Source organism: Brevibacillus sp. NSP2.1 (genome assembly GCF_000470975.2).
Taxonomy (GTDB): domain Bacteria; phylum Bacillota; class Bacilli; order Brevibacillales; family Brevibacillaceae; genus Brevibacillus; species Brevibacillus agri.
The window spans coordinates 5,311,034-5,335,315 of record NZ_CP048274.1; the positions used below are offsets into that span (position 1 = coordinate 5,311,034).

The 24,282-nt window shown below is 52.8% G+C and carries 20 protein-coding genes; 6 read left to right on the forward strand and 14 right to left on the reverse strand.

Annotation, left to right across the window (positions count from 1 at the left end; translation table 11 throughout):
- Positions 1 to 89: 89 nt before the first annotated feature.
- Positions 90 to 1,046, reverse strand: coding sequence for a YybI family spore inner coat protein (locus tag M655_RS26155; RefSeq protein ID WP_026558297.1), 957 nt, complete (start codon positions 1,044 to 1,046; stop codon positions 90 to 92).
- A 223-nt stretch (positions 1,047 to 1,269) separates the two neighbouring features.
- Between M655_RS26155 and M655_RS26160 the strand changes: the two genes are divergently transcribed.
- The 3 genes from M655_RS26160 to M655_RS26170 all read left to right on the forward strand — a co-directional run bounded on the left by M655_RS26160 (position 1,270) and on the right by M655_RS26170 (position 4,822).
- Positions 1,270 to 2,631 carry an FG-GAP repeat domain-containing protein gene (locus M655_RS26160; protein WP_005833299.1) on the forward strand — a complete coding sequence of 454 codons (1,362 nt, stop codon included), beginning with the start codon at positions 1,270 to 1,272 and terminating at the stop codon, positions 2,629 to 2,631.
- Between the two features lie 78 nt (positions 2,632 to 2,709).
- On the forward strand, positions 2,710 to 3,420 hold the full coding sequence (locus tag M655_RS26165) for a response regulator transcription factor (RefSeq protein ID WP_007782640.1): 711 nt from the start codon (positions 2,710 to 2,712) through the stop codon (positions 3,418 to 3,420).
- Entirely contained in the window at positions 3,407 to 4,822 is a 1,416-nt protein-coding gene (locus M655_RS26170) for a sensor histidine kinase (RefSeq protein WP_007782636.1), read from the forward strand. The genes M655_RS26165 and M655_RS26170 overlap by 14 nt, the downstream gene beginning before the upstream one ends.
- 114 nt (positions 4,823 to 4,936) lie before the next feature.
- Here M655_RS26170 and M655_RS26175 read toward each other — a convergent pair whose 3' ends face one another.
- A complete protein-coding gene (locus tag M655_RS26175; protein ID WP_026558298.1) occupies positions 4,937 to 5,569 on the reverse strand; it encodes a nitroreductase family protein in 633 nt (210 codons plus the stop codon).
- A gap of 161 nt (positions 5,570 to 5,730) precedes the next feature.
- Here M655_RS26175 and M655_RS26180 point away from each other — a divergent pair, with 161 nt between their 5' ends.
- Positions 5,731 to 6,486, forward strand: a complete 756-nt coding sequence (locus M655_RS26180) for an SDR family NAD(P)-dependent oxidoreductase (RefSeq protein WP_007782629.1) — start codon at positions 5,731 to 5,733, stop codon at positions 6,484 to 6,486.
- A 236-nt stretch (positions 6,487 to 6,722) separates the two neighbouring features.
- On the opposite strand, the gene M655_RS26185 is transcribed toward M655_RS26180, so the two are convergent.
- The 6 genes from M655_RS26185 to M655_RS26210 all read right to left on the reverse strand — a co-directional run bounded on the left by M655_RS26185 (position 6,723) and on the right by M655_RS26210 (position 12,857).
- Entirely contained in the window at positions 6,723 to 8,396 is a 1,674-nt protein-coding gene (locus tag M655_RS26185) for a b(o/a)3-type cytochrome-c oxidase subunit 1 (protein ID WP_007782622.1), read from the reverse strand.
- A gap of 15 nt (positions 8,397 to 8,411) precedes the next feature.
- Complete coding sequence (locus tag M655_RS26190) at positions 8,412 to 8,879, reverse strand: cytochrome c oxidase subunit II (RefSeq protein WP_005833289.1); 468 nt, start codon at positions 8,877 to 8,879, stop codon at positions 8,412 to 8,414.
- Between the two features lie 24 nt (positions 8,880 to 8,903).
- Positions 8,904 to 9,071 (reverse strand): cytochrome c oxidase subunit 2A, encoded by a 168-nt coding sequence (locus M655_RS26195; RefSeq protein ID WP_005833287.1) that lies wholly within the window; start codon positions 9,069 to 9,071, stop codon positions 8,904 to 8,906.
- A gap of 205 nt (positions 9,072 to 9,276) precedes the next feature.
- A complete protein-coding gene (locus M655_RS26200; protein ID WP_026558299.1) occupies positions 9,277 to 10,974 on the reverse strand; it encodes a YcdB/YcdC domain-containing protein in 1,698 nt (565 codons plus the stop codon).
- Between the two features lie 160 nt (positions 10,975 to 11,134).
- On the reverse strand, positions 11,135 to 11,791 hold the full coding sequence (locus tag M655_RS26205; RefSeq protein WP_026558300.1) for a response regulator transcription factor: 657 nt from the start codon (positions 11,789 to 11,791) through the stop codon (positions 11,135 to 11,137).
- A complete protein-coding gene (locus M655_RS26210; protein ID WP_005833281.1) occupies positions 11,766 to 12,857 on the reverse strand; it encodes a PAS domain-containing sensor histidine kinase in 1,092 nt (363 codons plus the stop codon). The genes M655_RS26205 and M655_RS26210 overlap by 26 nt, the downstream gene beginning before the upstream one ends.
- A 175-nt stretch (positions 12,858 to 13,032) precedes the next feature.
- Between M655_RS26210 and M655_RS26215 the strand changes: the two genes are divergently transcribed.
- Complete coding sequence (locus M655_RS26215) at positions 13,033 to 13,548, forward strand: GNAT family N-acetyltransferase (RefSeq protein ID WP_026558301.1); 516 nt, start codon at positions 13,033 to 13,035, stop codon at positions 13,546 to 13,548.
- A 205-nt stretch (positions 13,549 to 13,753) separates the two neighbouring features.
- Here the strand turns inward: M655_RS26215 and M655_RS26220 are convergent, their stop codons facing one another.
- Both M655_RS26220 and M655_RS26225 read right to left on the reverse strand, forming a co-directional pair.
- A complete protein-coding gene (locus M655_RS26220; protein WP_025845797.1) occupies positions 13,754 to 14,752 on the reverse strand; it encodes a copper amine oxidase N-terminal domain-containing protein in 999 nt (332 codons plus the stop codon).
- Between the two features lie 624 nt (positions 14,753 to 15,376).
- Entirely contained in the window at positions 15,377 to 16,603 is a 1,227-nt protein-coding gene (locus tag M655_RS26225) for an ISL3 family transposase (RefSeq protein ID WP_353505611.1), read from the reverse strand.
- Between the two features lie 394 nt (positions 16,604 to 16,997).
- On the opposite strand from M655_RS26225, the gene M655_RS26230 reads away from it, so the two are divergent.
- Positions 16,998 to 17,720 (forward strand): hypothetical protein, encoded by a 723-nt coding sequence (locus M655_RS26230; RefSeq protein ID WP_051353965.1) that lies wholly within the window; start codon positions 16,998 to 17,000, stop codon positions 17,718 to 17,720.
- A 633-nt stretch (positions 17,721 to 18,353) separates the two neighbouring features.
- Here M655_RS26230 and yunB read toward each other — a convergent pair.
- The 4 genes from yunB to M655_RS26250 all read right to left on the reverse strand — a co-directional run bounded on the left by yunB (position 18,354) and on the right by M655_RS26250 (position 24,272).
- A complete protein-coding gene (gene yunB, locus M655_RS26235; protein WP_026558302.1) occupies positions 18,354 to 19,055 on the reverse strand; it encodes a sporulation protein YunB in 702 nt (233 codons plus the stop codon).
- Positions 19,056 to 19,101: 46 nt separating this feature from the next.
- On the reverse strand, positions 19,102 to 21,906 hold the full coding sequence (locus tag M655_RS26240; RefSeq protein ID WP_026558303.1) for a calcium-translocating P-type ATPase, SERCA-type: 2,805 nt from the start codon (positions 21,904 to 21,906) through the stop codon (positions 19,102 to 19,104).
- A gap of 172 nt (positions 21,907 to 22,078) precedes the next feature.
- Positions 22,079 to 22,339: an HPr family phosphocarrier protein gene (locus M655_RS26245; protein WP_005835578.1), complete on the reverse strand. Its 261-nt coding sequence runs from the start codon at positions 22,337 to 22,339 to the stop codon at positions 22,079 to 22,081.
- Positions 22,340 to 22,355: 16 nt separating this feature from the next.
- Positions 22,356 to 24,272: a PTS fructose transporter subunit IIABC gene (locus M655_RS26250; protein WP_026558304.1), complete on the reverse strand. Its 1,917-nt coding sequence runs from the start codon at positions 24,270 to 24,272 to the stop codon at positions 22,356 to 22,358.
- Positions 24,273 to 24,282 lie beyond the last annotated feature (10 nt).

Here is a 24,282-nt window from a genome sequence, read left to right on the forward strand (position 1 = left end):
CGAAAGGAAGTTGTCAAGCATAACGGAGAAAAAAAGGCTTCGCCCATCTTTTTAGCGAAGCCTTCGCTTCACTTGTGTCGATCCTTACGCTACTTCACCCGCTTCATCGCCACCGCTTCCCCATACGCGCCGATGACCGGCTGATACAGGTTGCGGTTGTTCAACTGGTCCTGGCTCACTACCGGGGTCGGACGATTCATTTTCCATGTAATCTGGCTGTACACATTGCCTGTGGCGGTCGGCATCGTGACCAAAATATCTTTGACCTGGTCGTTGTTGCTGTCAGTCACGTGCAGCTTCGGCAGCAAACCTTTGTCGCGCGTGCCCACCGAAATGAACGTCTGTTGGTTGTCTTTCCCTTCGCGAACCACAACGCGCAAATTCTCGGCCGTCTGGTTCATCGACATGCCCATCTTGTCGCCTACCAAAAAGATGTGGTCTTTGATACCGTCGCCTGTCACATCTGCGTATTTCGTATCCAGCACAAATGTACTGTCGCTTTTCATGCTGAACCCGCTATTGATCGAAACATCCGGCGAAGGCAAGTTGTCGACATCGTTTTTTTCCACTGTTACCCCGAGCAACTGCGGCTTTTGGTCCACGATATTCCACACGCTGGTTGCCACGGCAATATGGTCCTGATTGTTTACTCCCCAAATATTTTGCTTGCCCATCCAGCGCAGATTGCCTTTGGCGTCGCGAAATGGCACCAGCTCCACGAGCTTTTGCACGTAGCCGTCCGTCGGCTTTTGCAGCTTGCCGTTGGCCTGATAAATCCCTTGATTCAGGTACGTTGTTTTATTGGCAGATAAATCAAACGTGCTGACTGCTTTTGTGCGCAAATTCGTTACTTTCGCTTGAAACCCGTCGGTAAACTGAACGGAAAACGGAATGTTGTGCTGCGGTTGCAGCAGGACAACTGGAGCATACGTTTGTGACTGTGACGGAAGGGCATTCGCATGAACCGGAGAGGCCCCCAGTCCTGATGTCATGAGAATAGCGCCGCTACATACGATTGTTGCCATCGTTCTTTGCCAAAGTTTCATGATATTCTCCTCCTATGTAATTGGGCATGCTATTTCTTTCCAGATTGTTACACCCGTGTCTTTCCTTCCCTCTCTTCTCTCTAAACGAGATGGACAGGTCAAATGTTGCTAGTAAATAATTCCTAAGTTTTCTCGCCATTTTTACCGATTTGCAACAACTTCGCCGAAAAGGCAGGCTACAATAGAGTCAAACGGAAGCTGCTGCAGAAAGGAACAATCACAAATGAAAAAGGCTTGGCTTTTGTCTGCCGCGATCTGCGCTTCTCTCGTGAGCGGTTGCGGCCTGGCAGATACCCCTAACGAACTGATGCGCGCCCCCTCTGCTGACGGCGATCAAAAATCGATCAATCAGGCTGTCATGCAATTTTTGCCTGCGGGCTCACAGTTGGCTGTGCCGCTCCACCCCGCAGAGGCGAGCGCCGTCTCTCTTCAAGACCTGAACGGCGATGGAACCCCTGAGGTCGTCGCTTTTTACAAGTCGGAGAAAACGGATTACGAAATCGGCGTGCTGGTGCTTTCGCAAAAGCAAGGAAACTGGCAAAAGCTGACCTCCTTTACCGGGATTGGCAATGAGCTGGACTACGTCTCGTTTCACGATCTCAACGGCGACCAGATTCCCGAAATGCTGATTGGCCTGGGCGGCGGCGACGGTCTGAACAGAGAGCTGTCCGTGTACTCGATTACCGACGACAAAACCGCGGAGCTGATGAAACAGCCCTACTCCGTCATGGCGGTGGGCGACTTGACCGGGGACGAACAGACCGAACTGGCCCTGGTCCTGCACGACCACAGCAATTTCACCTCCAAAGCCGAGCTGTTTGGGGCCAAAGACGGCCAAATCGCCAAGCTGACCGAGATCGCGCTGGACGGCTATGTGAACGGATACGAGCAAGCGCTTATCGGAAAAGCGTCCCCTACGCAAAATGCCCTGTTCATCGAAGCCGGGGTAGGGGCGCACTCGGCCGCCACCGACATGCTCCTCTGGGAAAATGGCACCTTGCACAACCCGTTGGTCAAAGTCGAGGGCGAAATGGATTTGACCTTCAAGCCCTACCCTTTGTACAGTGAGGATATTAACGGGGACGGCATTATCGAGATCGGCACCAGAACACAGCCGCCCGGCACAGAAGAGCTGGCCATGGTCGAAATTCCCTGGATCTCCTCCTATTTTCAATGGGACGGCAAGACCGGGCTGAAGCATGTAGAGGATCATTACCAAAACTATGACCTGGGACTCGATCTGAGAATACCGGAAAAATGGAGCGGAAAATTCACGATTGCCGCCAGTCCCAACGCCAATTCGCACATCATCCGCTTTTTCTACTACGGGGAAAACGGGAAAAATAAAGCCGAGCTTTTGACGCTCCAAACCGTTCCGCAAACCGAATGGAACAAATTCGAGAACGGCCTCAAACAAAAGCAAGTGCCCTACGTTCTTTTAAAGGAAGAAGGAAAACAGGTCCTGATCGCGATCCTTCCGCAAACGACACCAAGCCTCGGCAAGTCTGCCATGCAGGAGTACCGCTCTATGCAGCTCACAGCAGACGAGATACGCCAGCTTTACAAGCCTTTATCCATTTCGTGATAAAGGCCAATGCCGTTTTCCCTGTACCGATCCGCCTGCGAGCGAAAAAAGTCGAAATCAGACCAAGGGGATTTGTTTATGAAGGTTTTATTGCTTGAAGACGAAAAATCAATTCGCGATTTTGTGCGCATCAATCTGCGGCGCGAAGGCTGCGAGGTCATTGAGGCGGCGACAGGCGAAGAAGCGCTGGAAATCGCGCAAGCGCAAAGCGATATCGAAATCGCGATTCTCGATGTGATGCTGCCCGGCATCGACGGCTTTGAAGTGTGCGGACAACTGCGCAAAAAATACCCGCGCCTCGGGATCATCATGCTTACTGCCAAGAGCCAGGAGCTGGACAAAGTGATGGGGCTGGAGTTCGGGGCCGACGATTACGTGTCGAAGCCGTTCAGTCCGGCTGAGCTGTTGGCCCGCGTAAAGGCATTGCACCGCAGGCTGGCTCCCCTCCCCGCTCTTGTGGAGGACAAAAATACGATTGATATCGCTCCCTTCACCCTGCTGCTCGATGAGCGGAAGCTGACGAAAAAGGATCAGGAAATTGTCCTGACCCCGAAGGAGTTTGCCATTATCAAGCTGCTGGCCGAAAATGCCAACAAAGCGATCAGTCGCGACGAAATTTTGACGAACGTCTGGGGACAGTTTTTCGTCGGGGACTTGAAAATCGTGGATGTGAACATCCGCAGGATTCGCCAAAAAATCGAAGACGATCCTGCCCACCCGGCCTTCCTGGAAACGGTCTGGGGGTACGGATACCTTTGGCGGAAGGACGCTCCTGATGAAAGGAATTAGAAGCAGGCTCGTCTTTTACTTCGGCATGATCTTGCTGTTGATCGTGCTTCTGTTGGAGGGACTGTTTTACTGGGCGGTCCATACGTACTACTTCGGAACTGCTACCGAAGCGTTGGAGACGCGCAGCACGACCTTCACCAATTTTATTAACAAGTACGCAACCGGCTATCGCTTAAAAGACAAGGCCCGCTATATTTTGGAAAACGTATCGAGCCAGGAATACGCCAAAATCGAGGTGCTCGACCTAAACGGCAAGGTCATTCTCAACTCGTACGGCTTCCAGACGGGAGAGCTTGTCCAAACCTCGGACGTCATGGAAGCGATCAGGGGGCAAAAAGGACTGTTCGTAGGCCGAACGCCCCAGTCGCGCGAGCGGGTCATTGCCGTGTCCAATCCCCTCACCTTCGGGTCTGAATACGTCGGCGTCCTCCGCTACACGATCTCGGCAGAGCCTCTTTATCAGGCGGTCAATCGCATCGCCTTGTACGGGCTGGGCGTCGGGGCTGGCGTCGTCCTGCTGGCTTTTGCCCTCAGTCTGCTCATGGCCAAACGGATCGTCGACCCCATCGAGGACCTGACGAATGCCGCGAAGCAAATGGCAGAGGGCAACTTCACCGCCCGCGCTCCGAAGCGCTACGACGACGAGGTCGGGACGCTCGCCGATACGTTCAACTACATGGCAGCAGAGATCGGCAAAAACGAAAAGCTGAAAAACGACTTCATCTCCTCCGTCTCCCACGAACTGCGCACGCCGCTGACCTCGATCAAGGGTTGGGGAGAAACGCTCCTCTCCGGCGGCCTGGAGGAGCCGGAGGAAACAATGCTCGGGCTGGAAGTCATCTCCAAGGAAACCGACCGCCTCATCGGCCTCGTGGAAGAGCTGCTCGACTTTTCGAAGTTCCAGTCCGGCGAAATGAAGCTGTCCCGCGAGCTGCTCGATTTGCGCGAAATTCTCGACGACATGCACGTCCAGTTCGCCATCCGCGCCCAGGAAAAGCAGATTGATTTTCAACTGGCGCTCCCGTCTGCTCCCCTGACCGTCATGGGCGACCGCAACAGGCTGAAGCAAGTGTTCGTCAATCTGCTGGACAACGCCTTCAAATTCACGCCAAAGGGCGGTACGATTTCCGTGACAGCGACAGCCTCGGAGGGAAGGCTGACGGTCACCGTCGCGGACAGCGGAGAAGGGATTCACCCGAATGACTTGCCGCACGTCACGGAAAAATTTTTCAAAGGACGCTCCAAGCTGTCTGGCAGCGGACTCGGGCTCGCGATCTGCAAAGAGATCATTCAGTTGCACAAAGGAGGCTTTTTGGTCAATAGCAAGCAAGGACATGGCACTTCGATCATGGTAGAACTGCCTCTCGCCCTTGGCCCTGAGGAAAATTTTCCGGCAAGCTAGCCGTGCTGTCGTAAATCGCCCTTGAAACGACAAACAAGCGCCCTGACTGATTTGTCGGCACACAGCAAAAAGGAAACCCTGACCAAGCGGGTTTCCTTTTTCACGCGTTTACGATTAAAATTTGTTCGTAATCACCAGCTCATCCAGTCCAAAGCGGGCTGTCGGATAAGCTTGAACGCTTGCTTTGCCGAGCGTCAGCATCAATGTCGGGATGTAGCGGGACGGGATGTTCAGCTCTTTGATGAGCGCATCGCGATCGTATCCGCCCATTGGGCATGTGTCGTAGCCTTTGGCTTTTGCCGCCAGCATCAGTTGCATCGCCGCGTAGGAAGAGTTGCGGATGGCTTCGTCGCGGGCGATCTCCGGATTGTTTTTGTAAGCTCCTTCGATTTGCGCGATCATGTTGTCACGCACTTGCTCGGTGACGTATCCTTTTTCGAGGGCAGCGTAATAAACCGGGCGCGCCGACTTGTACGCCTCCAAATCTCCGAGTATGATGATGGTGGCATACGCATCCACGACTTGCTGCTGACCGTAAGCGATCGGCAAAAGTTTTTCCTTGATCGCTGGATCCGTCACGACGAGAAAACGCCAATGTTGCAGATTCCAGGAAGACGGAGCGCTTGCCGCGAGACGCAAAATCTCGTTCAGCTCTCCTTGTGGAATCGTTACGTTCGGATCGTATTTGCGCACGCTGTGGCGTGCTTCCATCACTTGTTCAGCCGTCATTTTCAGTTCCGTAGTCATGAGTTTTCTCCCCTCCATGTGTCCATTGCCTGTTCCAAATATATAACTTACATTAATATAGTTACAAACGTTATTCAATCCCTTTTTCTTCCCGATTGCAGTTTGACGGGAGAAGGACAAGGGCACGCTGATACATACTTTATTGTTTGGAGGAGTTTTGCTTGAAATACACGGATAACATTGTCATCGTCACAGGCGGCGGGCAGGGCATCGGACTTGCCGTCGCCACCATGTACGCTGCGCACGGCGCTCACGTCGTCATCGCCGAGCGCAATTCCGAGGCTGGCGAAACTGCCGTCCAGAAAATAAACGGAGCAGAAGCAATCGCAGGCTCGGCCGCTTTTGTCCAAACGGATGTGAGCGAGCCCGAGCAAATCGAGAATCTGATGCAGACCGTTGACGCCCGCTGGGGACGACTCGACGTGCTCATCAACAACGCCGGCTTGTCGGTCTGGGAATCCCCCTACGACCTGACCGTCGAAGCGTGGGACCGGATTTTGAACACGAACCTGCGCAGCGTCTTCCTCGCTTCGCGGGAAGCGGCGAAGATCATGCGACGAAACGGCGGCGGCGCCATCGTCAACCTGGCCTCGACCAGAGCCCACATGTCTGAACCGCACTCAGAGGCGTATGCAGCATCAAAAGGAGGCATTTTGGCGCTCACTCACGCTTTGGGCGTATCGCTTGGCCCCGACGGGATTCGCGTGAACGCCATCTCGCCAGGCTGGATTGAAAACGGCGATTACACGGCACTGCGCCCGCTCGATCATGCGCAGCATCCCGCAGGCCGCGTCGGCACGCCCGACGACATCGCCCGCGCCTGCCTCTTTTTGACGCAAAAAGAAAACGACTTTATCACCGGAACCGAGCTGGTAGTGGACGGCGGGATGACCCGCAAAATGATTTACGAGCCATAAAGCTAAACCAATGCCTCTCCTCCTGAATACTTTGTGGGTAACGAGAGATAAAGGAGGAGTTCCATGTCTTTTGAAGAGGAAGATCTCAGGTTGCTCGCTCTCTGGCTGCTGGCGATTGGCTATCTGATTCTCGCCTTCACCGAATTGGCCGCTCTTGGATACTGGTAATGCGAAAGAGCCACTCCCCCATGCATGACAAATGGGCAGTGGCTCTTTCTTTTCCTCGTTTGCTTATGTTACCAGGTTCGGAATGGAGGCGAGCCTGGCGCCTGATGCTGAATTTGCTCCATGATCGGATAGCCGTAAGCCAAAATAATCAGGAAGGCGACCAGTCCGACCCATACAGGCCAACGCTCCAAAATGCGCGGAACTTCCTGGGTAGTCTCGGTTTCGGCAATCGGATACTCGGTGTTTCCTTTTGGTGCGTAGAATGTCAGGTACAGCAGGATGAGAATCAGCAGAACCGCCGATACAAACAGCAGCCCTCCGCCAAACGCCATGACGCGTTGGTAATCCATCCAGCCGAGCGCGGTCGGATGGTCCATGTACGTCGTATAGTCCGTGCGGCGCGGCGCCCCTTGCAGCCCCATCGTATGCATGGCGAGCGACATCAGGAACATCCCTACTGCCCAGAAGACGGTTTGCACCATCCCCATGCGGTTTGCCGTCTTGGTCAGCTTACGCCCTGTCAAGGCCGGCACCAGCCAGAAGCTGACCCCGAAGAAGGTGAGCGCAACTGCCGCGCCGACTGTAATGTGGAAGTGCCCTGTTACCCAAATCGTATTGTGCACCACGGCGTTGAGCTGGTTACTTGCGTTGATGATTCCGCCCGCACCGCCCGGAATGAAGAACAGCATTCCCACAAACGGAGCGAAGAAGCGAACGTCTGTCCAAGGCAGTTTCTTGAACCAGCCGAACAGACCGCTGCCGCCTTTTTTGCGACCTGTCGTTTCAAAGACTGCAAACATCGAGAACGCCGTCATCAGCGACGGAATGACCACGATCAGCGTCAGCGTGACGTGAATCATTTTCCATCCGGCGGAAATTCCCGGCTCCATCAACTGGTGGTGGAACCCGACCGGAATGGAGAACAGCAAGAGACAGATAAAAGCGAGGCGACTGAGCGAATCACTGAACACATGGCCGCCGATAATGCGCGGAACACATACGTACCAGGCCATGTAAGCGGGCATCAGCCAGAAATAAACGAGCGGGTGACCGAAAAACCAGAACAGCGTGCGGCTGAGCATGATGTTGATTGTCGGCACCAGTCCGAGCGACCACGGAATGAGCTGGAACAGCACCTCGACGGCTACCGGAAGGGTCGCGATAATCCACATGATGTAAGTCGTGACCGCCATGAAGACGAACAGCGGAGAGTTTTTCCCCGGATTTTCCCGTCTCCATTTGCGGTAGCTGGCAAAAACCCCGAAGCCCGCCAGCCAACTGCCCACTACGAGCAAGGCCGAGCCGATGTAAAAATACGGCGATGCTTTCAGCGGAGCGTAGAAGGTGTACAAGACCGAAGCTTCATTCATCAAAATCGTGACGACAGCCATCGAGGTGCCTGTCACCATGAGAATCCAGCCTGCCCAGCCGAATTTCAGCGCTGCTCCATGCAAGGAACCGCCTGTCGTGCGAGCTACCCCGGAGAAAATAAAGCCGACGATGAAAAACGTGGTAAAAATGAGTGCCATCAATACGCCGTGAGCTGTCAAGATTTGATAGTAGTTCGTCCAGCTTGGCAGTTCTATGATACCGCCGCGCACCATTCCCTGAAGCATACCTGCCAATGCAGCCAGCCCGAAGGCGATATACGCCACCCACACATACGACAGACTAAGTTTAGCCGCCGAACGCTGTATCGGAACGTGGGGAATCGAATCGTCTATTTTTCGTGCGATTACCATAGGGTTCACCTACCTCTATTTCACAATAATCGTGGTCGCCATCACCTGATGGCCGGCGCCACAGTATTCGTTGCAAAGAATCAAGTACTCGCCTGGCTTGTCAAACGTATAGCTGGCCGAGCTGATATGTCCCGGCAAAACCATGAAGTTGACGTTCGTTTCAGGAATCTGGAATCCGTGAATGACGTCCGGACTGGTGACGTGGAAGTTGATCGTCGAGCCTGCCGCGACCTCCATCTTCGTCGGCGAGAAGCCGAAGGCAAACGCCGTCATGTAAGCGTCGTACTCCTTGTCCCCTACCTGCTTCAGCCCCGGTTTGTCAAAAGGAGGGGTTTCCATCACCTGTTCGGGGTCGATCATTTCCATACTGCTTGGCGGGGCCATCCCCATCGCAAACGCATTGACGCACAGCAACAGGACAAACAGCGCCAGTCCGCCCGCACCAAGCATCAGCCATATTTTTTCATAACGGTGCAAATGCATAAGTATCCTCCTTCTCTTCCTCTATTACGCCCGGTCCAGGAAAAGCCCGAATACACCCAGCCAACCGACGAGAATGATGCCTCCCACAATTAACACAGCGGCAAACGTTCCCTTCAGTTCCTCTTGCTCTGGCTGTGTCTTTTTTTCTTTTGATTTTTTGCCTTGTTTCAATTTGTCGATTTGCGTCTCCATCGCACTGTTCTCCTTTCTGTGTGCCGCGCAGGCGCATCATATCTTTCACGCCTTCATTCTACCCCTGGGACCAGTTGGAAGTAATTCGGGGAAATCCCCTAAAATGGTCAGGGAAACTCCTGATTCTGCCCGGTTTGTGTCACAGGTTCGACAAAAAAAGCCGATTTCTGCAAGAGCAGATCGGCTTTAACGGTTTTGGAGAGGCTTACCGGTATTTGATTTCGATCAATTTTCCAGTAGTGGCGTCGACGAAGCGGTAGCTGTCCTCCCGTTTTCGCTGATAGACCAGTTTCGGCTCAGGTGCGCGCTGATCTTCGTACTGTTCCCAGTAATACACCAGCTCCAGCTCGACTTCCTTTTGATACGTTTCTTTGGCTTCCTGGGCGCTGACCAGCTTCGTGGCAGCAGGCAAGGCGATGTCAGGGTGGATCGGGTGGAAACTCAGCCCTGTAACCGCGCCTGTCACCTGATCGATGCCAACCCGGTAAAATTCATCCGACACGGGGATTCCGTTGCGTTTCCCCTGAAAATTGAAGTAATACTCACGCGGCTCGTTCCTTTTTTCCAGCTTGCTTTTGTCCACCCAGTCCGGGATTGCTTCATCATGTCTGAACGTAAACAGCGTCAGCTCGGAAACAGCCGGATCGAGGTATGGCTGCAGCGCGGCAATCGCTTTTTTCCGCGCTTCGTCGACGCTGATTTTTTGCTTTTGCTCCTGTCTTTCCGGCAGGTACAGATGAAAGTCGATCAGGCGGTCGCTGGCAGCATCAGTCGTAAGCGTAATGGTTTCAAAAGCCTGATTGGCCTTTTCCGTGAAGTCCATCCAGTGGTACGACTCAATCGCCTGCAGTCCTTCCCGCAGATTGTCCTTGTGATCGTCGTATTCAAAAGTAGCGCCTGCAACGTCAATGCCAAACTGCGACTTCAGCCATTGCTCGGCCTCTTTTTGCGAAGCGATTTTGATGGTCTTCCCTTCTCCTTTTACCTGAACGCTCTCCTTGGCCTGCTGGTCTGGCTCGTCCAGCACCTCTCCGGTGAGGGCGTCGATTCTGTACACACCGTATGGCTGATAAACAAGCATCGGCTTCTTCTCCTCTGCCCTGCCAGGCGCGGAGTAGGAAGTCGGCTGCTCGGCTACGTATTCCAGCTCCATTTTCAACTTATCCTGATAAATTTGCTTTGCTTTTTCCAGGGAGATCGCTTTTTGCGGGTCGGGCCATTTTACCTCGTCAGGCCGGATTTGATTGTACGCGTCAAAGCGGATGACATGCCCGGCGTGGTCGACAGAAACCGAGAGCGCGTTGCCATCGAGCGCAATCTGATTGATTAGCGTCTGGTAGTAGACGGTAGAGTTTACCCATTCGATCATGGCGCCTTTGCCGTCGCCTATCCCTGCTTTTCCTCTGCTTAGCGCTTTTGACTGCTTGAATTGGCTGGCATCCTTGCCGAGCATGCTGGCGAGAAACGCATCGGCCTTTTCGCGCGCCAGCTTTTCGTCCGGGTAGTCAGCAGACGCCCAGGCCGGATTTTTCACATCCAGGTAAAGCAGTCGCCCCGTCTGGGCATCCAGCTCGATTCTGGCCGTTGCGTAGGCAAGGCGGCTTTTCTCTGCTCCTGTTTCCGGCCGATCCGTCAGCAGCACAGTCCAGACCTGATGTGGATAGTTCCGGAAGCTCGGCTTGCCTACGGACTTTCTTTCCAGGCGTAGCGCCTTTATTTCCGGAATGGCTTCCTTCAGCTTGTCCAGCGTGTTTTGCACTTCCTGGGAAAACTCCTTTTGTTGCGGCAGTTGCTCCTGCGCGCTGCCTGCTGCTTCTGCCTGCGGCGGCATTGTCCAGATCGGCGTGGCAGCCAGCAAGCAAGCCGCGACGGCCGTCATGACAGACTGGTTGATCCTCTTCATCTCGATCCTCCTGATAACCTGTTTTGGGTATTTTTTACACGTTCACCCAATAGACGGACAAACCAGCCGTCAGGTTACATAATCTTCCAATCTCTGCCGCAATAAAAAAACACGCCCTGGCACAGCGGCAAGGGAGTGTTGAAGCGTGAGCATTGGACCTTTATTCAAAATCAAGCCAGCCTTTTTTGATGGCATACCGCACCAGATCGGGACGCGTGCGCAAATGCAGCTTTTCCATGATGTGCGCCTTGTGCGACTCGACGGTCTTCACAGAAACGGTGAGCTGCTCCGCGATTTCCTTGTTGCTGAAGCCTTTGGCGACCAGCACGAGCACTTCTTTTTCACGATCAGTCAAAATCTCGTACTTGGCCTGCTCCTCGCCGTTTTTGACCATCTGCAAAAATTCCTCGATCAGCGATTTGGTCGCTGACGGATACAAATAGGCCATGCCGTTGTTCACCGAGCGGATCGCGGCGATCAGATCGAGATCGGGAGCGCTTTTCAAAATATATCCGGCAGCTCCGGCCTGCAGTACGCGGAACAAGTATTCTTCGTCGTCGTGCATGGTCAGGACGAGCACCTGAATGTCCGGCGCCGCTTCCTTCAGTCTTGCGGTCGCGGTCAGGCCGTTCTCCCCCGGCGGCATGCTCAAATCCATCAGCACCACGTCCGGGCGAATTTCCAGGGCTTTTTCGCAAGCTTCCTTGCCATCAGCCGCATAGCCGACGACCTCCATGTCCTCCTGGGCGTTGATTAGCATGCCCAGCCCGGACCGTACAATCGCATGATCGTCAGCGATCAAGACGCGAATCGTCATCCAAAATCCCCTCCTCTGGCAACGGAATACGGACGATGACAGTCGTCCCCTCTTGGGGCGCCGAGCGAATATCGACCGTACCTCCGAGCAGTTGCGCCCGTTCCTTCATGCCGAACACGCCAAGCCCTTTGCCGAAATTCAACGTCTTCTCCACCTCAAAGCCGATACCGTCGTCCACTATCGTTACAACTACTTCTTTTTCGCGATTCTCGAACATGATCCCGAGCTGGCTCGCCTGCGCGTACTTCGCCGTATTGGTCATGGCCTCCTGAACGATCCGGTACAGCGCGGTTTCCATCGGGGCCGAGTACCGTCGCTTCTCTCCCTGCACGTGCAGCTCGACCTGGATGTGAAACGTCTTTTCCACACGCTTCATCAACGAGCGCAAGGCGGGCAACAGACCGAGGTCATCGAGAGCGGACGGGCGCAGCTCCAGCGCCATGCGTTTGACTTCCTCCATCGCCCTGGATGTCATGTTCACCAGCTCTGTTACATGCTGCATGACCGCTTCGCCCGGATTGCCTTGCCTGACCACATTCAGTCCAACCAAAATACTGTAAAGCGCCTGCCCGATACCGTCGTGCAGCTCGCGGGCAATACGCTTGCGTTCCTCTTCCTGAGCCTGAATGGCAAAGTGGGTCAGCTTGTGCTGGTAACGCTCTTTTTCCGCACGCTGCTGAGCCGACATGTCGCGCAAAATCATCACCAGCTTGCCGCCTGATTCTTCAGGCAAGCGGGCAGAGCTGGCCGCTACGGGATAATCACGCCCGTCTTTTGTACGGAGCTTCATTTCAAAGGACGGCATTTGTACGCGTTTGAAAAAACAGTCCGTACAGCTCGTCTCCTCCATACAGGTTGCCATCCCCAAGCAAAGCTCGCAAATATGCTTTTCCCGGATCAGCTCGTCTTCGGTCCAACCCGTCATCTGCTCCAGCGCGGCGTTGGCCCTGACGATCCGGCCCTCATGGTCAATCACCAGGATGGCGTCACTGACGTTGGCAAAGATGGACTGCATCAGGGATATGGCTTCATTGGATGTCCCCAGATCTTCTCTCCACGTACTCATGCGCTCCTCCTTTGAGACAATCATCTAAATGCTATTGTAGAGTTTACATGGGCGGTTGTGTATCAGGGAATTCCCTTAACCTGCGCGGGCTGGGGCGCTGAGGGCATTGACATTTTCTTATATTAGATTATCATCTAATTAGATTGTTGTTAAATGACGAGAAAGGAGCCTTCGTATGCCACATTCTCCTGCTTTTATCCCCTCCAGCAAGCGGCTGCATTTTTCGCCAGTCACTCCCGCAGATTTTGCCGAGCTGCTTGCTGTCTATAACTCGAACCCCGACTATATGGAGTGCGCCTTCGGAAAACGCGCCGTCACTGTCCAGGAGATAGAAGCCGATCACCTGGAAAACCTCGCCCTCGAGGACTCCTACAGCATGGCGCTGCGCGAATCCGCCAGCGGCAACATCATCGGGATTGCACAGTTTATTCTCTGCAATCCGCGGGACAAGCAACCTTGGCTCGGGCTTATCATGCTGCACAGCGACTGTCAAGGCAAAGGCTACGCCAAAGAGTTTCTCGACTGCCTGATCCAATGGTACCGGGAACATGGCTATACGTCCCTGCACCTCGCCGTCCTCGCCAAAAACAGCAAGGTCGTTCCGTTTTATGAAAAGTACGGCTTCACGGCCTACGAGGAACGGGAGCATGCGACACTCGGCCGGGTCATTTGCATGGCGTACGCTTTTTGAACGAAAACTGCCGGGATTGCCTCATTGCCGGGCTGTGCAGCCTGTGACCTGCCCCGAAGCAAAAAAGGCGACCCGGTCGCTGCCGTTCCGCTCTTGAGCATTCGCACAGGGCGATTGATTTTTGACAGAAAAACCGGGACAGCAAGTGCCATCCCGGTTCCTTTCTATTAGCAGGTCAGCCTGGGTGTTTTCCGGTTGACCTGTTTTATTCGGCTTCGGTGATTTCCACGACGATTTTCTCCGCCACACCGATTGGCGGCAGGCTGCGCGTCAGTTTCGGCCCGTAGAACGCGAACACATTCATGCCAGCCTTCAGGTCTTCCGGCTTGAGGGCCTTGTTGTCTTTGGCATTGACGATGCTGGTCTTGTCGTTGATAATCAGCGCTACTTTTTCCGGAGAGGTCGCTGTCAGGCCGCGGCCCTCTACTGCCATCTTGTAGGTGCCTTGCTGGTCAGGCTCGATGCTCGTTACTTTTCCGGTTGTCCCGATGACTTCCGCAGATTCCAGGCTGCTCTTGACAACGATGCTGAGCGCGCCTGTCTGCGGCGGCATGCTCATCGTCATCATTTGCTGGTGTGTCGCTTCCACTTCCATGCCCAGCTTCAAGTCTTCCGGCTTCAGCTCTTTGCCGGAAGCGTCAGTCATTTTGGTTTCCGCGCTGATGTGCAGGATGATTCCCGTCTCGTATCCATTCAAGGCAATCGAGATTTTGCCATCGTCTTTTTTGTTGATTGCCGTGATCGTGCCCGTACGCACTGGCGCTTTTTCTGCCTCTTCGTCCACAACCGTCACCGCACTGTCTGTCACATGGACTTCTGCTTGCAGGATTTCATCCACGAAAGCGACCGGAACATAGGTGCTGCCATTTACGAGAAGCGGTTTTGCTCCGAGTGTCTTGTACATTTTCGCAAACGGGTAGCGATCCTCTCCGACCTTGGCGTAGCTTGCAATCGCGCCTTTTTGCACTTCGGCTGCCTGCTGTTCGTTGTTCCAGCTTACTTTGTACCCAAGGGATTCCGCTACAGGGCGCAGCGGGACCAAAACGGTTTGTTGTTCTTTATCAAAAATTGCGGCTTGCTCAAGCGCGCTTCCGTTTACATTGACCGACAGTTCTTTTACCGGTTCGGAGGCAGCCGATACGATGTTCGTTCCCAGCACGGCCAAAGCCGCCAATGTCATCATGCCTGTACGAATTGTTTTCATGTTGTATTCCTCCAATGATTGTTTTTCACTTGTTGCGTGTTTCTATTCATTGGACGGAGGAGTTTTGGATACGTTTCAGCAAATTTTTTCGGTTAGGATTTTACACTTGGGGAAAGTGTAGGCTAGATTCTTGGATAGATTGGAAAAGAGACGGACAAGAAGTAACTCAGTCATTATAATAAGATTTTGGAAATTAGGATAACCTAGATCCCATTCATGAGACAACCTGTAAGTGAAGAGATTCAACAAATTGCGCATCAATGGGCCCGACTCATTTTTCAATAGGATAGCCGCATTAAATAACCTTTAATTTCCATTTTTACCATTTTGCAAATACTCTCTAGTCAATTACATTAAAATGTAATAGTGACAAGAAGCATGATATTGTTTTACTAGCTTTACATTTATATTTGCCAACAAAACACGTACAAAAAAAATCAAGCTTATTATTTCCGGGGATTTTATGCACTGTCGGAGACTAGACGAGCAATATTTTTATAAAAATAGCAAAATAATTGCTTTTTACAAAACATAAACTAAGTTGGTTATTTTATGCAATTATGTGTTATTATAGCTCTTCACCATAAAACGTGCTTGATCTCCCTCTATCGCAGTTTTTCGTAGTTATGTAGCCGGTTTACACTCCAGTCTAATGCGAATCTTGAATCTCTCTAGATTGCGGTAGCCGTAGGCTCTTCGTTTGATTACCTTCACTTTGTTGTGTGTCCCTTCAATCTTGGCATTCGTTACCCGAAAGGAAAAATAATTCTGAATGGGCTCTTGCCACTGGACAATCGTTTTGGCAATGGAACGAACCGCAGGAGTCGGAGAATAGAGATGGTCGACAATCCATTTCTGAAGCGCTTCCTCCCCTGCCTCTTGGGTTTCAACGGCATACACGGTTCTTATGTCTTGAAGCGCAAAGTAGAGTCGTTCCAGATGTGGATCTTCTGCTAACCAAATCTTCAGTTCCTGAAGCTCTTCGGGCTTCAGCTTGTCAGGGATCGTATGGAGCAGGCGTTGCTCATGTCTGCCCCGACGATGTGTTCCACGAGCATGAGTGCGTTTTCGGGTAGCTTCCAACGCTTTAGAGAAAAGCTGGATCACGTGAAATTTATCTGCTACCACAAGGGTATGCTTCCAGACATGGCGTACGGTTTCAGCCATTCCTGGAGCCAAATCCGTGACAACTACATGGGGAGCCTTACGAAAAGGCCATTGCTGCAGCGCGTTTCGTACTTGTTCACGTGAACGTCCTTCTGTGACTTGCCAGATATGACCGGTTTGAGCATCCATGAGGTTCACGCCATACTTATGTCCTTTTTGCAGAGCAAACTCATCCAGACAGACCACTTCAGGAGCTACATGTTCTTTTGGTTGAGCAAGGCGTTGGGGGGCCAGTTGGTAGTACCAGCGTTCGAGTGTCGAGTAGGCCACACTCAATTGCTTGGCAACAGAGAGCAAATCCCGACAGCGGCACATATCCACCGCCATCTCTTGAAAAGCAGAGGTAACGGATCCTCGAGGCGGGATACCGTTCCATTCCACTGTCCATGTAAGCATACAACTAGCACAGCGCTGGCGATACACGGGAACGGATACCCAGACGGTCCCCCAAGAAGGAACGAAACGATGACGAAGAATACGCCGTCCAGGACGTGCATGGTTGGTACTGGCTCCGAGGCAGATCGGACAAAGATGACAGGCAGAATGCGGTTCCAGAACAGCGATCCAATCCGTTTCCTTTGTTTTTTCCCAATGTGTGAGATGGAATGATGGAAGTCTGATAAAGTCTGTGCTAAAATCAAGGCACAACGCAGATTTCCTCCTTTTCAGTGGTTGTCTCGACAACTCCCACGATAAAGGAACATCTGCGTTTTTTCAATGTCTAGCACGGGTTATGGTGATGAATCGTTATTATGTTATTGTCAAATAACAGGAGCAACGGTACGATTTTTTATCGACCGTAATTTTGGTCTGAAAAGGAGTATGAGAAAGTATGAAAAATTTCTCTATATTTTTCACATTATTCTTTTTAGTAGCGTTTGTATTGTACCTGATAATGCAACACGCTCCATTCCTACTGCCTTTTATTTATTACTTAGCCATATTTCTTCTAATTATATCAATCTGCTATTTAATATATTACTATTTGGGGAGTAAAAAAAGGTAGACAAATCTGAGAGTATCGGAATATAATCTTGATATAAAAAGTAATATTTTTCCAAATGAGGTATATTAGGGTATGAAGGCATTTTTCAGTACTCTAATTGCAGGGACATTAATGCTGACAACAGTTTCTCCAACTTTTGCAAATGGCACAATTGAAGATGGAAGTAGGCAGGAAAAAATTTCAGAAATTAGATCTTATATTAATACTAGTGTCCCTGCTTTGATTCAAGAGCTTGAAGATTTGAAACATAAAGATGATGTTACTCTTGGAAAGGTTGAAAAAACGATCGATACATTTTTTTCTGAACATCCAGCGCCTGAAGCTTTTAATGACCCGACGTTATCTTTAGAGGATGTCTTTCCAGCAGAAGTAAAGAAAATTAATCAAAAATATGGAAAGAATAAACCACTTAATAATATTAATGCGTTTATGGACGAGAAGAAAAATAGCATAGAACGCTCGGATGATAAAGTTATTACTATTAAAAATGATATGAGTGAAATTAACGTTTACGTGTCTCAATTAGGAGAAATTTTTGTTCTTGAAGTAAGAACAGTTTCATCCAATGCCGAGAATCAAAGAACTAGTCTTGTCCAACCTCGCGCTCTTACGTGGGAGTACACTGATACAAAGCGTACTACTGGAATTGGTTACAATGCACAGGGGAATAAGATGTTTACATTGTGGGCAGAGGGGTCTTTTAAGTATAATGGGAAGTCGGTTGAGGTAGATACTGCTGATGGTGATTATAGTCGCCATTTCTGGGGATCTACACTGGAACTTCCCCCCCCGTAAGCTAGGAGAGAAGAGAACTACACGCGTTGAAGGTTACACATATGCAGAAGTTTATTCTCGTCTGTATTTTGAAGCTGGATTCGGGATCAGATGGGCACAAATCACATTTAATTCAGGCAGTTGCGAAACACTAGTTGGTTCTACGGTTGATGGAAACATGTATGGTACCGCTAAAACTGTATAATGCTTCATAATTAGTGGATGTACCAGCGGTTTATTAAAACGCTGGTTAATGTGTGAAGTGCATCCTTTAGAGTAAACATTGGGAAACCCTCTACCGAAAACAGGGGCTGTGCAGAAAGTCCATCCCTGACTAAAAAGACCAAAACCTAAAACCCAAGAATGTTGATTTCATGGCATTCTTGGGTTTTGCTTTTCAAGTCATTGGGCTGAAAAAACACTTTTCGGACAGTCCTCATTTTTTGAAACTTCCGTTCCGATGATTTAGCACTTACATGCGCCCCTTTTGTTGTTATTTCTTCCTCTTCCAAGAAACGACGAAAGCTATAAAAATGCAAATACCGTGTTAAAAACCTGCTACAGCAAATATTATCAAAAGCTTGTCTTGGGGCTTACTGTTGCTTATGCATTTGACCAATAGAAAAGGGCGGCCAAATTGCCGCCCCTCTTCCATTACGGCTGGTGAATCATCTGCTCATTCCTCGGCATCGGTACATCCGGCTTTCCGGACGGGTTGTTGTACAGGTAGCTCGGCACCTTGCCCACGATCAATGCCTCGCTGATCGGGATCTGCGTCGTGACGGTCTGCTGCTTGGTCGCAAACGGAATGACTACGCGCAAATCGACCTCGACGTAAATGTAGACGGTGACGAGCACCATGTTGATGCCAGCCTGCTTCATCTCCGTCTCCAGGCGGGTCTTCACGGCGCCGATCGGCACGAACGAGACGGGAATTTCCGGGCCGAGGTGCTCCAGAAACACGTTTTTGGTAGCCAGGCCGAGCGGGATCGTCGTCTGGACGTTCTCCTGCTCCAACTCCTTCAGCCGATTTTGAATGCGGGCGGTCGTCTCCCCCACGATCCGCGAGTATTCGCGGAAGTTGAAATTGACCGCTTTGATGCTCCCTTCCTCGTCTTTTTCCATCATCACAATCTCGTTGAAATCCACGCCTTGCTGCGTCAGACGCTTCGTGACCGCATCCGTAATGGCGAGCTTTGCCACCTGATCGGCTTTGGCTTGGGCGATCAGCAGCAAGGTCGGCTCGATCCTTCTTTCCACGACGATGAACAGGATCACCAGGGATACGACAATAAACAAAAACGTTGCGAAGATGCGTCTGCCGCGCCTTTTCCAGCCTCCTTTTCGAAAACGCACAATTTCTTCCTCTCCCTCGTTTCGCCGTACGAAACCAACTCAGTTCTCAATCAGGACGTACTGTGCGCATGGAAGAACGCTTTTGCTTGCCTGCTCGTGGTCGGCCGCTGGCGAGCACGCCGCCGATCCCTGCCACGAACGTCGGGACACCGGATGTGACGAGAATCAGCGCCCAGTCGCGAATGGACAGATCGGTCGTTTTGAAAATCGGCTGGAGAGCGTCGATGTACACGACTCCGAGCACCAGCACCAGGGACGAAATAACGGCCCAGACGAGGTATTTGTTTTCAAACACGTTGCGGTGAAACACGCTGTACTGGCTGCGGCAATCGAACACGTGAATCAACTGGGCCATGACCAACGTCACGAAGGCGACGGTCTGGGCGTGGACCAGATCGTTCGGATTCTCGCGCAGCGTCAGCCAGAAAGCGAGCAGCGTCATGGCTCCGATCAAAAAGCCGCGGCTGATGATCTTCCAGCCCAAGCCCCTGCCGAAAATGTTTTCCGCCTTGTTGCGCGGGCGCTGGTACATCGTGTCGGCCTCAGCCTGATCGACCCCGAGAGCCATGGCGGGCAAGCCGTCTGTCACCAGGTTGACCCACAAAATCTGAATGGGAACGAGCGGCAACGGCAAGCCGAGCAGCATCGCAAAAAACATGACGAGAATCTCGCCTACGTTGGACGCGAGCAAATAGCGGATAAATTTGCGGATATTGTCGTATATGTTGCGCCCTTCCTCGACGGCGGCGACAATCGTGGCGAAGTTGTCGTCGCGCAGGACCAGATCGGCCGCTTCCTTCGTCACGTCTGTCCCGGTGATCCCCATGGCGATGCCGATGTCCGACGTTTTGATCGCCGGAGCGTCATTGACGCCGTCGCCTGTCATGGCGACTACGTGCCCTTTGCTTTGCAGGGCGCGCACAATCCGCAGCTTATGCTCGGGGGATACGCGGGCGTACACGGTTACCCGCTCGGCGTGGTCGGCGAGAGTCTCATCCGACATCCCGTCCAGCTCCCGGCCCTCCAGCACTTCGCCGTAGCCGCGCATCAGCCCGATCTGGCGGGCGATCGCTTCGGCCGTCACCTTGTGGTCGCCTGTAATCATGATGGTCTTGATGCCCGCCTGATGGCACAGGTTGATCGCGGAACGAACTTCCTCGCGCGGCGGGTCAATCATCCCGGCCAGCCCGACGAAGACGAGATTGTTTTCCATCGTGCCGATCGGCTGCCCAGGGCGATAGCCTTGCAGCGTTTTGTAGGCGAAGCCGAGAACCCGCAGCGCTTTGCCCGCCATCAGCTCTGTCTGCTCCAGTACCCGATGGCGCAATGAAGCGGTCAACGGCTGCAGTTCGCCGCCCCAGAGAATGTGCGTGGATCGCGCCAGCACCGCCTCTGCCGCGCCCTTGGTCAACAGGGAGTGAACGCCGTCTGCGCCTTTCTCGACGACGGACATCATTTTGCGGTCTGAATCAAAAGGCAGCTCTTCGACGCGCACCGACTGCTGTTTCGGGTTGCCCCGCTCTCCGGCATTGCCCGTTGCTTTTGCGGCCAACACCTTCAGCGCTCCCTCTGTCGGATCGCCGACGATCTGCCAATGCCGCGTGGTTTTGCCCATGCCAAGCAAGTTGCGCGTGCCTTGTTCCTCGCAGATCAGGCGCGCATTGTTGCAGCGGTCCGCGATGCGAATGATTTGCGTCAGCGCTCCGTCGCGGGCAGGCGACACCATTTTTCCTTGGTAGTGAAAAGCTCCCTCCGGCGCGTAGCCGCTTCCGGTGACTTCATAGGTGGAATCGCTGTGCCAGACATGGGTCACCGTCATTTTGTTCTGGGTGAGCGTGCCTGTCTTGTCGGAGCAGATGACCGATGCGCAGCCGAGCGTCTCTACCGACGGCAGCTTGCGCACGATCGCATTACGCCGGATCATCCGCTGTACGCCTAACGCCAGCGCGACGGTCACAATCGCTGGCAAGCCTTCCGGGATCGCCGCTACCGCGAGGCTGACTCCTGCCAAAAACATCGTGAACAGCTCATGTCCGTGCCAAACCCCGGCGACGATCACGACAATCGTCAACAGCAAAGCGACGACCACGAGAATTTTGCCCATTTGCTCCAGGCGCACTTGCAGCGGCGTCTCCGCTTCTTCCGCTGTATTCATCAGGTGGGCGATCTTCCCGATTTCCGTCTCCATCCCGGTCGCCACGACGATGCCGCTACCTGTTCCGCCCGTCACCATCGTGCCCATGAAGGCGAGGTTTTTCTGATCTCCCAGCGGAACCGTCGAGGCCTGAGCCGTGTCCAGTTTTTTGACGTTTTTTCCGACAGGGACAGACTCCCCCGTCAGCGCCGACTCTTCTACCTCCAGCCGATTGGCGGTCAAAAGCCGCATGTCTGCCGGAACCCGGTCCCCCGCTTCGAGCACCACCAGATCGCCCGGCACCAGGCGCGAAGCGGGAATCATGGAGATGTGCCCCTCGCGAATAACCCGGGCCATCGGGGATGCCAGCTCTTTTAGCGCTTGCAGGGATCGTTCAGCTTTGGCCTCCTGAATGAACCCGAGTATGCCGTTAATGATGATGATCGCAATAATCGTAATCGCATCCAGATACTCTCCCAGGAAGTAGGAAATCAGCGTGGCGATAAACAGGATGAGCACCATAAAATCCTTGAACTGGTCAAGAAAGACCGAGTAGAGAGGCTTGCGTTTGTTCTCAGCCAACTGGTTGGCACCTTGCTTAACCAGTCTCCGCTCCGCCTCCTGCTGGGTCAATCCCTGCGCCGCATCGCTATGAAGGGCTTCGGTCACGTCGGCCGCTGCCAGCGTGTACCATTTTCGAATTGGCTGTGTATCCACCTACATCTCCTCCATCCACTTCTCACTCATTGTCATGTGTATGCAGACGAGCCAGAAAATAAAACAGGGGCTGTCCAGAAAGTCAGTGTAAACTGACTGCTGGACGCCCCGTTTTTATTGAATGGTAACGCGAGCTTTTCCCTGTCGTTCCCCGAAGGCGGCTTCCTGTCTGTTACTCGTGAACCGACTCAAGCAGCTTGCCCAGTTCCTCCATCGCTTCCTCTACTTGTTCTCCGGAGATTTCCAGCGTGATTTGATCTCCCTTGGCTGCTCCCAGCGTCATCAAGCCCATGATGCTCTTGCCGTTGATTTTCTTGCTGCCTTTGACGACGTTCACTTCGCACGGAAAGGAGGTCGCTTTCTCCACAAACAATCTGGCCGGACGGGCGTGGATGCCGCTTGGATTTTGAATGGTGAATGTTTTGGTCAACATGATGCCCAACTCCTTTTTACTCTGCCATGTCTTTTTTCAGTACTTTTATCATCAGGGCCGTAACAATGACCCCCGCAACAATCGAAACGAGGTACAGCGGCCAGTTACCGACAACCGGCAGTACGAACAAACCGCCATGCGGAGCCGGCAATGTGCACCCGAACAGCATTGACAATCCGCCGGCAACGGCAGAACCGGCCATAATGGAAGGAATGATGCGGGTAGGGTCAGCCGCCGCAAACGGGATCGCCCCTTCCGTGATGAAGGAAGCGCCCAGGACGTAAGCGGTTTTTCCCGCGTGCCGCTCTTCGGCCGTAAATTTCTTTTTGAACAGGGTAGTGGCCAAGGCAATGCCGAGCGGTGGAGTCATGCCGGCAGCCATAATCGCTGCATGCGGGGCGTAATTCCCCTCGGCAATCATCGCAATCCCGAACGTAAAAGCCGCTTTGTTGACGGGGCCCCCCATGTCAAAGGCCATCATCGCGCCCAAAATGACACCAAGGATAACAGCATTTCCCGTACCCATGTTTTTCAGCAAGTTGCCAAGCGCCGTGTTGGCTGCCGCGACGGGATCGGAGACGATGTAGACCATGATAAAGCCGGTAATCAAAGTACCCAGCAGCGGGTACAATAGCATCGGCTTGATCCCTTCCAGCGATTGCGGCAGTCCAACAAACAGCTTTTTCAGCCCAAGCACAATATACCCGGCCAAAAAGCCGGCAATGATTCCTCCGAGAAAGCCGGAGCCCGATGTAGTTGCCAGCAATCCGCCCACCATACCGGGCGCAAAGCCTGGCCGATCGGCGATGCTGGAAGCGATAAACCCGGCCAGTACCGGAATCATCAGTTGAAATGCCGTTTTTCCGCCGATGTCCATCAATACTTTGGCCAGCGGATGGAAGGACGGATCGTTCGGGTCAGACGCGTTGATCCCGAACAAAAAGCTGATCGCGATGATAATCCCGCCGCCCACGACAAACGGAAGCATATTGGACACGCCATTCATCAAGTGACGATAAAAGGCTGGCTGCTTGGACTTTTTCGCGTCCTTGCCTTCCTGAATCTTTTCCTGATAATTGGTCGCGCTCCCGCGGTAGACGCTGCCCCTCTGATTGACGGCGCGCTGCAGCAGGTCTTCGGCATTGCGGATTCCTTCGGCTACCGGTACTTCGATGAGAACCTTTCCGACGAAACGCTCCATCTCCACCTGCCGGTCAGCGGCCACGATGACAGCAGCGGCTTCTTCAATATCGCTCGACGTTAGCTTGTTTTTTACTCCTCCGGAACCGTTCGTCTCCACCTTGAGCGAGATCCCTAGCTCCGCCGCCTTTTTCTTCAGTGCATCGGCAGCCATGTAGGTGTGGGCGATGCCGGTCGGGCAAGCCGTTACTGCGACCACTTTGGCGGACACGTGCTGCTGATCGGCTGCCACGTCTTCTGTAACGCTTTCATCTTCGCTCTCAAGTTCCTTTTCCTTGTTCGTGATAATCTCAAGCACCCGTTCCTTCGTCTCTGCTTTCATCAGCTCCTGGCGAAACGACTCGTCCATGAGCATCTGGGAGAGCAGTGCAAGCGTCGCCAGATGAGCCTGGTTGGCGTCTTCGGTTGCGGCGATCATAAAGAAGAGATGCGCTTTTTGTTGATCCAGGGAATCAAATTCCACGCCCTCTTTGGAAAAACCGTAGGCGATGGCAGGTGTCTTGACCGCGGCTGTCTTGGCATGCGGGATGGCTATTCCCTCGCCAATTCCCGTAGAGCCTTGAGCCTCGCGGGCGAGAATGGCCTGCTTCATGCCATCCTTGTCGTTCAGTCGTCCCGCTTTGTCGAGTTGCTCGATCAACTCATCCAGCACAGCTTCTTTTGTGGTCGCCGACAAATGAACGACAATCGTGTCTGAATTCAGCAAATCACCAATGCGAATCTTATTGTTCATGGGTAACCCC

Bases quoted from the DNA above. Each gene is read 5' to 3' on its own strand.
- M655_RS26155 (WP_026558297.1), bottom strand. From the start codon at position 1,046: ATGAAACTTTGGCAAAGAACGATGGCAACAATCGTATGTAGCGGCGCT.
- M655_RS26160 (WP_005833299.1), top strand. From the start codon at position 1,270: ATGAAAAAGGCTTGGCTTTTGTCTGCCGCGATCTGCGCTTCTCTCGTG.
- M655_RS26165 (WP_007782640.1), top strand. From the start codon at position 2,710: ATGAAGGTTTTATTGCTTGAAGACGAAAAATCAATTCGCGATTTTGTG.
- M655_RS26170 (WP_007782636.1), top strand. From the start codon at position 3,407: ATGAAAGGAATTAGAAGCAGGCTCGTCTTTTACTTCGGCATGATCTTG.
- M655_RS26175 (WP_026558298.1), bottom strand. From the start codon at position 5,569: ATGACTACGGAACTGAAAATGACGGCTGAACAAGTGATGGAAGCACGC.
- M655_RS26185 (WP_007782622.1), bottom strand. From the start codon at position 8,396: ATGGTAATCGCACGAAAAATAGACGATTCGATTCCCCACGTTCCGATA.
- M655_RS26190 (WP_005833289.1), bottom strand. From the start codon at position 8,879: ATGCATTTGCACCGTTATGAAAAAATATGGCTGATGCTTGGTGCGGGC.
- M655_RS26195 (WP_005833287.1), bottom strand. From the start codon at position 9,071: ATGGAGACGCAAATCGACAAATTGAAACAAGGCAAAAAATCAAAAGAA.
- M655_RS26200 (WP_026558299.1), bottom strand. From the start codon at position 10,974: ATGAAGAGGATCAACCAGTCTGTCATGACGGCCGTCGCGGCTTGCTTG.
- M655_RS26205 (WP_026558300.1), bottom strand. From the start codon at position 11,791: ATGACGATTCGCGTCTTGATCGCTGACGATCATGCGATTGTACGGTCC.
- M655_RS26210 (WP_005833281.1), bottom strand. From the start codon at position 12,857: ATGAGTACGTGGAGAGAAGATCTGGGGACATCCAATGAAGCCATATCC.
- M655_RS26215 (WP_026558301.1), top strand. From the start codon at position 13,033: ATGCCACATTCTCCTGCTTTTATCCCCTCCAGCAAGCGGCTGCATTTT.
- M655_RS26220 (WP_025845797.1), bottom strand. From the start codon at position 14,752: ATGAAAACAATTCGTACAGGCATGATGACATTGGCGGCTTTGGCCGTG.
- M655_RS26230 (WP_051353965.1), top strand. From the start codon at position 16,998: ATGAAGGCATTTTTCAGTACTCTAATTGCAGGGACATTAATGCTGACA.
- M655_RS26245 (WP_005835578.1), bottom strand. From the start codon at position 22,339: ATGTTGACCAAAACATTCACCATTCAAAATCCAAGCGGCATCCACGCC.
- M655_RS26250 (WP_026558304.1), bottom strand. From the start codon at position 24,272: ATGAACAATAAGATTCGCATTGGTGATTTGCTGAATTCAGACACGATT.